This is a genomic window from Sphingobium sp. TomTYG46 (genome assembly GCF_055396345.1).
In genome coordinates, this window is sequence record NZ_AP027324.1 from 324,332 (window position 1) to 333,596 (window position 9,265).

General features: G+C 63.5%; 11 protein-coding genes. 4 read left to right on the top strand and 7 right to left on the bottom strand.

The genetic code is table 11. The features are described from left to right. The first annotated feature begins 15 nt into the window (after positions 1 to 15). The 3 genes from ACZ5YV_RS01745 (at position 16) to ACZ5YV_RS01755 (ending at position 2,242) form a co-directional block, all read left to right on the top strand. A protein-coding gene (locus ACZ5YV_RS01745) for an IS630 family transposase (protein ID WP_464786945.1) occupies positions 16 to 959 on the top strand; the annotation gives its coding sequence in 2 pieces (ribosomal slippage) (positions 16 to 351 and positions 354 to 959; 942 coding nt in all). A gap of 23 nt (positions 960 to 982) precedes the next feature. Beyond that, complete coding sequence (locus ACZ5YV_RS01750; RefSeq protein ID WP_464788307.1) at positions 983 to 1,531, top strand: TonB-dependent receptor domain-containing protein; 549 nt, start codon at positions 983 to 985, stop codon at positions 1,529 to 1,531. Positions 1,532 to 1,693: 162 nt separating this feature from the next. Beyond that, positions 1,694 to 2,242 (top strand): hypothetical protein, encoded by a 549-nt coding sequence (locus ACZ5YV_RS01755; protein ID WP_196225515.1) that lies wholly within the window; start codon positions 1,694 to 1,696, stop codon positions 2,240 to 2,242. Between the two features lie 149 nt (positions 2,243 to 2,391). On the opposite strand, the gene ACZ5YV_RS01760 is transcribed toward ACZ5YV_RS01755, so the two are convergent. The 4 genes from ACZ5YV_RS01760 to ACZ5YV_RS01775 form a co-directional block, all read right to left on the bottom strand. Further along, entirely contained in the window at positions 2,392 to 2,892 is a 501-nt protein-coding gene (locus ACZ5YV_RS01760) for a hypothetical protein (RefSeq protein ID WP_464788308.1), read from the bottom strand. Between the two features lie 467 nt (positions 2,893 to 3,359). Next, a complete protein-coding gene (locus ACZ5YV_RS01765) occupies positions 3,360 to 3,731 on the bottom strand; it encodes a hypothetical protein (protein WP_464788309.1) in 372 nt (123 codons plus the stop codon). 97 nt (positions 3,732 to 3,828) lie between these two features. Further along, entirely contained in the window at positions 3,829 to 4,695 is an 867-nt protein-coding gene (locus tag ACZ5YV_RS01770) for an SDR family oxidoreductase (RefSeq protein ID WP_464788310.1), read from the bottom strand. Between the two features lie 84 nt (positions 4,696 to 4,779). Then, positions 4,780 to 5,658 carry a hypothetical protein gene (locus ACZ5YV_RS01775; RefSeq protein ID WP_464788311.1) on the bottom strand — a complete coding sequence of 293 codons (879 nt, stop codon included), beginning with the start codon at positions 5,656 to 5,658 and terminating at the stop codon, positions 4,780 to 4,782. A 103-nt stretch (positions 5,659 to 5,761) separates the two neighbouring features. Here ACZ5YV_RS01775 and ACZ5YV_RS01780 point away from each other — a divergent pair, with 103 nt between their 5' ends. Then, a complete protein-coding gene (locus ACZ5YV_RS01780; protein ID WP_464788312.1) occupies positions 5,762 to 7,072 on the top strand; it encodes an SLC13 family permease in 1,311 nt (436 codons plus the stop codon). On the opposite strand, the gene nhaA is transcribed toward ACZ5YV_RS01780, so the two are convergent. The 3 genes from nhaA to trmB are packed head-to-tail and all read right to left on the bottom strand — an operon-like array spanning position 7,050 to position 9,265. Further along, complete coding sequence (gene nhaA, locus ACZ5YV_RS01785; RefSeq protein WP_464788313.1) at positions 7,050 to 8,246, bottom strand: Na+/H+ antiporter NhaA; 1,197 nt, start codon at positions 8,244 to 8,246, stop codon at positions 7,050 to 7,052. The two genes, ACZ5YV_RS01780 and nhaA, sit on opposite strands and share 23 nt — an antisense overlap. A 53-nt stretch (positions 8,247 to 8,299) precedes the next feature. After that, positions 8,300 to 8,557, bottom strand: coding sequence for a hypothetical protein (locus ACZ5YV_RS01790; protein WP_464788314.1), 258 nt, complete (start codon positions 8,555 to 8,557; stop codon positions 8,300 to 8,302). Beyond that, positions 8,558 to 9,265 (bottom strand): tRNA (guanine(46)-N(7))-methyltransferase TrmB, encoded by a 708-nt coding sequence (gene trmB / locus ACZ5YV_RS01795; protein WP_464788315.1) that lies wholly within the window; start codon positions 9,263 to 9,265, stop codon positions 8,558 to 8,560.

Below are 9,265 nucleotides of genomic sequence, written 5' to 3' on the forward strand. Positions count from 1 at the left end.
AGGAGGCCAGCATGGATGAGGCCATTATCACAGGATTTGCGGGTTCGGTTTTGTCGGGCTCTGGATCGAGGCATGTCGGCGCGGGGGGCTGCGCGGTTGCTGGAGGTGAGCCCGGCCACGGGGGTTCGCTGGGCGCAGTCATGGCGAACGCGCGGGTCTGTTGAGCCGGGCAAGGTCGGCGGTCACATGCTCCCGTTGCTGGCGCGTGAGCGCGAGTGGTTGCTTGCGCGGATCGAGCAGAAGAAGGACCTGACGCTGCACGAGTTGCTGGCCCAGCTGCGTGAAGAGCGTGGTGTGGTGGTCTGCTGCGACACGCTGTGGCGGTTCATGGGCCGCTTGGGCAAGACGTTTAAAAAAAGACGCTCTTCGCCAAGGAACAGGACCGGCCCGACGTCATCCGACGCCGCAACCGCTGGCGCTGGGTCCAGCGCTGGGTAGATCCCAAGCGCATGGTCTTCATCGACGAGACCTGGGCGAAGACCAACATGACCCGCACCCATGGCTGGCATCACCGGGGCGAGCCGCTGATCGACAAGGTGCCGCATGGCCACTGGAAGACGCTGACCTTCATCGCTGGCCTCAGGCATGATGGCATCGTGGCCCCTTGCGTCCTCGATGGCCCGATAAACGGCGAGAGCTTCACCGCGTGGGTCGAGCAGTTCCTGATCCCCGCGCTGGAACCCGGCAGCATCATCGTGGTCGACAATCTCGGCAGCCACAAAGGCAGCCGCGTGCGCAAATTGCTCAAGGCGGCGGGCATCAGGCTGTTCTTCCTGCCGCCCTACTCGCCCGACCTGAACCCCATCGAGGAGATGTTCTCCAAGCTCAAGCGTCTGCTCCGCAAGGCCAACGAACGCACCGTCGAGGCAACATGGCGACGCATCGGAAAACTGCTCGACCACTTCCCGCCCGCAGAATGCGCCAATTACATCCGTGGAGCCGGATATGCCTCAATCTAAGTCAGAAAGACTCTAGCGCGACGGTGGCGCTGCGCAGCTATCTGGCGAACATCCCCAAGGTGACGGTGAAGGGGATCGAGTTCGACGCGTCGGCGCAGGTGGGTTCGCGCCTGACGCTGCGTGCTTCGGGGGCCTTGGCCGATGGGGAATATGCGAGTTATCCGAGCGGCCCTTGCCCGATCGAGCGGACGGGGACGGGGACTGCGCGATGCGACCTGACGGGCAATGCTCTGCCGGGGCTGCCCAAATGGACCGGATCGGCTGGGGGCGAATATCGGATGCCGGTGGGGAGCGGGGCGCTGTTCCTGCGGGCGGATGCCGTTACCCGGACGCGTGTGCGGGGAGAGGCGACGGGGTCGGCCTATACGATCATCAAGGGCTATACGTTGGTCAACGGCAGCGTCGGCTATCGTTTGGGCGACTGGGAGGCGGCAGTGTTCGCGCGGAACCTGTTCGACAAGGACTATATGCAGAATCTGACGGTGCAGGCGGGCAATAGCGGGCTGATCGTGGGGACGCCGAGCGAGCCGCGGACGATCGGGGTGACATTGCGGACGCATCTGGGGCGGTGAGGGGCTGTGCTGCCTCTTTTTATCGCTTTCACAAAAATTACATGTTGCGACGCACAAAGAAAAGTGATTCCCTGTAGTTGTCGGCAGAACCGGCGCTTAATCTTACAGTAACCATGTTGGGCGCATGTTCTGCTGATCGACTTGAAGTCGGAGGGCAAGAGCATGGGCACCAATGCAAGACCGGCTGACGGGGCAATCACCCTGGCTGAATTGCGCGAATTCGCCAGTTTCCCGTCTGCCACGCAGCGCTATATCCGCCGGTCGCTGGACATCGGCCTTCACCGTCGTGACGCCATGAAGCTATGGTCGCGCGACATGGTGGAGGAAGCGAGCATCCGCGCGCAGGCCCGCATTTACGGGCGGCTGGACGAGATCAAGGCGCGGGTGCCCGACGATAGCGGGCTGGACCAGATGGAGCCGTTCATGGCGCCGCTGGTGACGGTTTCGGCGTTCGATCTGGGGCAGGACAGGCTGAGCAGCTTTTCCGCCTATCGGTTTTTGTATGAACGGCTGTTGGGGGCGGGGGCGCGGCCTTGGTTGCCGGGGGCGTTCTGCGCGGCGGCGAGCTTGCCGCATCTCCATCCCGAAAAGCGCCGGGCGCTGTTGCAGTCGATCAGTGAGGCCGCGGCGACGGCGGTGGGGTGGTCTAACCGGGAGCCGACCTTCTATCCTGAGTGGGTGGAGAAGGTGGATATGAGCAAGGCAAACTGAGATCCGGGCGCCCTTCCGGTCGGGGGGCGAGGGGCGAGGGTGTGACGGCGCTGCGGGCGAGGCTCGCGGCGCTGTTGCTTTTTGAGGTGGTGGGGATGGGTGGTTAGGGGACAGTCTGGTCGCGAGGTTGAGGAACGTGGGAAAGCCTCTCAAGATTTCCACTCGATGCCTTTTAACAGCACCGCAGTCATATCCAGCGCATCGAGCGTCATGGATTCCTGTTCAAGACGCTCTGCGTTGACATCAGAGAACCACCCAAAATAAGCGCCGACTGGCGCGATTTCGAGGCCGGGGCGCGCACCATCTGGACGCGTCAACGTTATCACCGATGCCGAGTGTCCCTGCCAAACTGCGTAGATCAACGCATACGGCCTCCCCTGCCGATTGTCCGACTTGAAGCCATAAGTGAAAATTGTATCAGGTGCTTCGCAATCGCTTTCTCGCGCGACGCCGTTGGTTCGATCGGCGGATGAACTTTGCTTATGATACTCCAAGGCATCGCGAAGAACAACGCCATCGAGATGAAACCCTTTGCGAAATGAACAGAATTTCGTGGTGGGCCTGATGATTATTTTGCCCTGTCGTTGAATATGAACTCGGTTATCGACAAGCAATGCCGCCTTTACCAGCTTCTGGACATCCGAAGGCATCGGGCTTCTCTCGCAGCCTGTGCAAGCCAAGCTGACTGCAAGAATGAACGTTTTGCGGACCATACCTACGGCTTATCATTGGAGGTGCTGCCGACAAGTTAATGTCCGTATATGGCGCACCCGAGCAGATGTGTGAGTGACCACAAATGGTCGTTAGCCGACGGTCCCCATTCCGTCATGCCAGCGAAGGCTGGCATCTCTGTCGATAGCGTTCGGATTAGCCGCACGAGATCCGAGCGTTGGCGGACGCCGCCCTCCGGGTCGCTGGGATGACGGAGGTGGGTGGTTTGGGGAGGTTCATCCTTCCCAGCGCGAGATGCGAGGGGGCCGTTGCGAAAGGGATGGTGGAGGGGAAATTTCGCAGGTCGTGCTATTTTCTCCTCCATCGGCCTGCGGCTGGTCCCCTTCCCCACGCTTCGCGCAGGGAGGGTTTGGGAAGGCTATTCCCCGGCGCTTTCCTTGCTCTGTCAGGAAGCCAGCCATTGCAGGGCTTGTTTTTCCTCCTGGAAGAACATGGTCGGAGTGTCTCGCATCAGACGTTCCATTTGCAGTCTGAGGAGGGCGGATTCGGGTAGCAGGACTCCATATTCGCTGATCTGGGTGGCATAATTGGTGATGATCTTCATGAAGCTGTTCATGACCGTTTGCGATTGAACGGTGCATGCTTTCATATCGAGCAGGACGCGGTCGATCGGTGAGGGTCTGGCGGTTATGGCGGCGCGTTGCCGCAGTGCCGCGATATAGCCTTCGACGGCATCGCCATCCCAAAAGCCTCGAAAGACGATTCGTAGCGTGCCGGGCTTGTGTCCTGCCACAAATTCAAAGCGTTCCTCTGCCATCGGTCTCACTTGTCGGATGATGGGACCCTTCGCAACTGTCGTTTTGCTTGGGTGCCGTAGCGTCCGGGTCGTGGGGAGCGAGTAATGTGGAGGGGGTTCATCCATTCACGATGGTGCCGCCATTGGGGTGGAGGACCTGGCCGGACATGTAGCTGGAGTCGTCGCAGGCGAGGAAGAGGAAGGCGGGGGCGACTTCGTTGGGCTGGCCGGGGCGGCCCATGGGGGTGGATTCGCCGAAATGTTCCAGCTTCTCGGGGCTTGCGCCGCCTGAGGGGTTGAGCGGGGTCCAGATGGGGCCGGGGGCTACGGCGTTGACGCGGATGCCGTCCTTCACAAGATTTTCCGACAGGCTGCGGGTGAAGGCGGTGATGGCGCCCTTGGTGCTCGAATAGTCCAGCAGTTCCGATGACCCCTGATACATGGTGACGCTGGTGCAGTTGACGATCGCGGCGCCTTTTTTGAGGTGCGGGCGGGCGGCCTGGGTCAGGAAGAACATGCCGAAGATGTTGGTCTGGAAGGTGCGGCGCAGCTGTTCTTCGGTGATGTCGGTGATGTCCTGGTCGGGATGCTGTTCCCCGGCATTGTTGACGAGGATGTCCAGGCGGCCGAAGCGGTCGATTATCTGTTTGACGGCGTCGTCGCAGAAGGATTTTTCGCCAATGTCTCCGGCGATGGTGAGGGCCTGCTGGCCTTCGGCTTCCACGATTTGCGCGGTCTTTTTCGCGTCGTCATGTTCGCAGAGGTAGAGGATGGCGACGTCGGCGCCTTCGCGGGCGTAGAGGGCGGCGACCGCGCGGCCGATGCCGCTGTCCGCGCCGGTGATGAGGGCGACTTTTCCTTCGAGGCGACCGGAGCCGGGGTAGCGGGGTTCCCATTCGGGCTTGGGTTCCAGCTTGCTTTCATGGCCGGGCAAGCCGTCTTCGTGAATCATCTCTTCATGATTGTCGGATGGGGTGTCGGACATGGCGCGTCTCCTTTCCTCGGCCAACACATGGGCGGGGGAGATGGTTCATGGCGTTGTGAGTGAGAAAGCGAGATCGGGTGGCTTTCAGTGCCCGACCGAGCTGGTCGCGCTGCGATTTTCCCAGATGGCGACTGGCGTATCGGTGCCCGGCAATTCCATGCGCACCTCGGTCAAGGAGATGGCGAGGACGCAGGTGGGGCGCTGTTCCATCCCAAGCGGCTGGAGGCAGTGAACGGGGCCGTTGCCGGGCACCTGCTCGATACGGCCGATGAGGCGGAGCCTTAGCCCGCGCGAGGGGGCGAAATCTTCAGGCGCGAGGCGCAGGACTTTTTCGAAGGGGCGACCGTGGCGCCAAAGGTCGTTGCCATCATTCTGGCCGAATTGGGCGAGGGCGAGGGTGCGGTCGGGTGCTGGCGCGGTGTCTTCTTGCTGCGCGGGGGCGGTTTTCGGCGCGGCAGGGCATGCGTCGCTGGTGGACCAGGGACGCTCCATCCAAAAGCCCTCGGCATCATGGCCTTCCCCTTCGGCGGGGAGGGCGAAGTCGGCGGCTTTCCAAGCGATCAGCATGACATGGACGCGGAGTACGCCCGCCGCCTCATCATAGCGCCAGCGCATGGGCGCTGTGCTGTCCTTGGCCGCAGCGCCGGAGCAGCCGAAGGGGAGGACGATGTCGAACCGCTGTCCAACAGCATTTGCGACATCTGGCGGGAGCGGTTTGCCCGACGAGAGCGCATCCGCGGCGCGGCGGGTGAGGTCGGCTATCTCCGCGCGGCCCCAGAGGCGCGGCGATTGCGGCTGTACGGGGAATGGTGGCGGGATGACCGTGACGGGGGCAGGCGCGGGGGGTGGAGCCTTTGGCGCGGTGGCGCGGCCGAGAAGGAAGCCGCCCGCGCCGATGGCGATGAAAGCGGTTAACCCCGCGGCTATGGTAAGCCGACTGGTCCGGGCACTGGGTTCACGCATAAGCCATTGATAGCAAAAAAGCCTTCATCCTCCAGAGGATAAATGCCCTTTTTGCGCCTTGCTGCGTTGACAGGGGCGGCGGCAGGCACGAGGCAGGGGGCGCATGACGATTGACCAAGTTCTGACGCTGCTGGTGCTGGCGGCCGTCGTCGCGGCGCTGATCTGGGACAAGGTGCGCGCCGATGTCGTCGCGCTGTCCGGGGCGGCGGTGCTGTTGATGACGGGCGTCGTGCGGCCGGTCGATGTGCAGGGCGCCTTTGCAAGTCCCGCGATCATCGCGCTCGCGTCGCTGTTCGTCATTGCCTATGCGCTGGAGCTGTCGGGCCTGCTCGACCGGGCGATCGCGATGGCGGTGACGATGTGCAGGCGGATGGGCGCGACCGGCATGTGGCTGTTGTTGTCGATGATCGGCGCGGTGTCCTGCTTTCTCAATTCCACGCCCATCGTCGTGCTGGGCGCGCCGGTGGTGCGCGATGTCGCCAATGCGTTGAGCCTGTCGCCCAAGCGATTTTTGATGCCGCTGTCCTACATCACCATCCTGACCGGCTGCTGCACGTTGATCGGCACGTCGACCAACCTGCTGGTGGATGACATGGCGAGCGTGGCGGGGCAGCCGCGCTTTGGCATTTTCGAGATTACGCCGGTGGGATTGCCCATGGCGCTGGCGGGCGGGCTGTACCTGTTCCTGTTCAGCAAGAAGCTGCTGGGCGGGCGTCATGAGGCGGATGAGCGGGAAGGGGAGGTCCAGCCGATCGATGCCCTGCATGTGTACAGCGCGCAGGTGGGCGACCCGGCGGTGTTTGCCGAGCCACGGCCGCTAAGACCCGCCAAGGCTGCGATTGCATTGGGGGTGTTTGCGGCGGCGGTGGGACTGGCGGCGATCAATGTCGCGCCGATCGCGGCGAGCGCCTTTGCAGGGGCGGTGGTGCTGATCCTGCTGCGGGTGATCAGCGCGGACGAAGCCTATAGCGGGCTGCGGCCGCAGATATTGATCCTGATCGCGGGCATGGTGGTGATCGGCATCTCGATGGAGCAGAGCGGGCTGGCGGCGGACGCCTCGCGGATGCTGATCGGCAGCGTGCATGGGCTGAGCCCGCTGATCGCGCTGGTTGTGCTGTATCTGGTGACGATGGTGCTGACGGAGTTGCTGTCGAACGCCACGGTGGCGGTGCTGGTGACGCCGGTTGCGGTGGCGCTGGCCGATAGTCTGGCGGTCAGTCCCCGGCCATTTCTGGTCGCGGTGATGATGGCGGCGAGCGCGGCCTTTGCGACGCCCTTTGGCTATCAGACCAATGTCATCGTCTATCAGATGGGCGGCTATCGCTATATGGATTTCGTGCGGGTTGGGTTGCCTTTGAACCTGATCACTTGCGTCGTCGCGGTGGCGGCGATCAGTATGTTTTTCCCGTTCTGATCAGGTCGGGCGCGAGCCGCAGGATAAGGAAACCGGCGGTGGCGGAGGCGAGTGAGCCGAGCAGGACGCCTAGCTTTGCCGCATCGCCTGTATCCGGATGGGGCGCGAAGGCGAGGCCGCCGATGAAGAGGCTCATGGTGAAGCCGATGCCGCACAGGAGGGCGACACCATAGATTTGGCCCCAACTGGAGTGAGCGGGGCGGCTGGCCCAGCCTAGGCGAGACAGGAGCCAGATGGTGCCGAATATGCCGAGCTGCTTGCCCGCGAAAAGGCCGAGCGCGATGCCGAGCGGCACGGGCTGAGCCAAGTCGGATAGCGCGACCCCGCTTAAGGACACGCCCGCATTGGCGAAACCGAAAAGGGGGACGATGGCGTAGGCGACCCAGGGGTGGAGGCCATGCTCCAGCCGGGACAGCGGCGAATGCTGGTCGTCGGGGGCGGCTGGGGTCTTTCGCAAGGGGATGGTCATCGCGACGGCCACCCCGGCCAGCGTGGCGTGGATGCCGGATTGCAGCACGCAGAACCAGACGAAGATGCCGATCAGCACATAGGGCCAGAGGCTGTTGACACCCGCCCGATTGCAGAGGGCAAGGCAGGCGAGACCTGCGACGGCCAGGACGAGGGGCAGCAGGTTGAGCTGTCCGCTGTAGAAGAGGGCGATGATGAGGACGGCGATCAGATCGTCGATGATCGCCACCGCCGCCAGGAATATCTTGAGCGATCCCGGCACGCGCGGGCCGAGGAGGGCGAGCACGCCGAGGGCAAAGGCGATGTCGGTGGCGGCGGGGATCGCCCAGCCGCGAAGGCCCGTGGCGTCTCCCCGGTTGATGGCGACATAGATGAGGGCGGGCATGATCACGCCCGCCGCCGCTGCGAGGCCAGGCAGCAGGCGGTCGGGCCATCGGGCGAGTTGCCCGTCCAGCACCTCCCGCTTGATTTCGAGGCCCACGATCAGGAAGAACAGCGCCATGAGGCCGTCGTTGATCCAGTGGAGCAGGCTGAGCCCCGCCAGGTCGATGTGGAGCGTGTGGAAATAGTCGGCCGACAGGGCGGAGTTGGCGACGAGCATTCCCAGAGCCGCTGCCGTGATCAGGATGATACCGCCCGCCGCTTCCGCCGCGAGGAAGGCGCGCATCATCGAGAGGGGGCGGGTGATGAGGGGAGGAACGCTCATCCCGCTGTTCTAACGGCCAATTCGGCGGAGGGCCACCGCTTCTGGTCGGTGGATCAGTGCGTTTCCGTGCGGAGCCGGTCGGCGAGTTGTTCGATTTCGAAGGGTTCGAGAATCCAGGTGCGGGTCTTGCGCCCCGCCCGGTGAATGGGCTGAGTCAGGAGGATGCGGGCCTGTTCGCGGGCGTGCGGCTTGAAGACCGCAAAGTGCTGGGCGCAGTCACGGATCGTGCCGATGACCGGGGCGCGGCCTTCAAGGTCGATCAGGGTAGCGGGCTGATCCCAGGGGATTGCGGATGTTGGATGATCGTTCATTCACTTGCGCCTGTAACGGAAATACCAGACTTCATGACCGAGGCGGCGGGCCTTGGCCTCATAGCGGGTTTCGGGCCAGCCGCCGGGGCGGGTGAGGAAGTCCTTGGGCTCGTTTGCCAGCCATTCGAAATCGGGGTGGCCGTTCATCACCATCATCGCCCAGCGCAGATAGACGGGATGATCGGTGCCGAAGCGAAATTCGCCGCCGGGCTTCAGCTTGCGCGCGATCATCCCCACGGGGCCGGGGTTCATCATGCGGCGCTTGGCGTGACGGGCCTTTGGCCAGGGATCGGGATGGAGGAGGTAGACGAAGCTCAAGGCGCCGTCGGGAATGCGGCTGAGCACCTGAAGCGCGTCGCCCATGTGGAGGCGGATGTTGCCGAGCGCCTGATCGCGGACATGGCCGAGCGCGGTGACGACGCCGTTCAGGAAAGGCTCGCAGCCGATGAAGCCATGGTCGGGCAGCATATCGGCGCGATAGGCGAGATGTTCGCCGCCGCCAAAGCCGATCTCGAAATGGAGCGGGCGGTCCCCATGAGAAGTTGGGCCGAAGAGATTGGCGGCGGTGATCTCCCCTTCTTCCGGGACGGAGAGGGCGGGGAGCAGCGTGTCGACCAGTTCCTGCTGGCCGACGCGGAGCTTGTGGCCCGACTGGCGGCCATAGAGGCGGTTGAGCGTGGTGGGGTCGCCGGATTTGTGCGCGGTCAT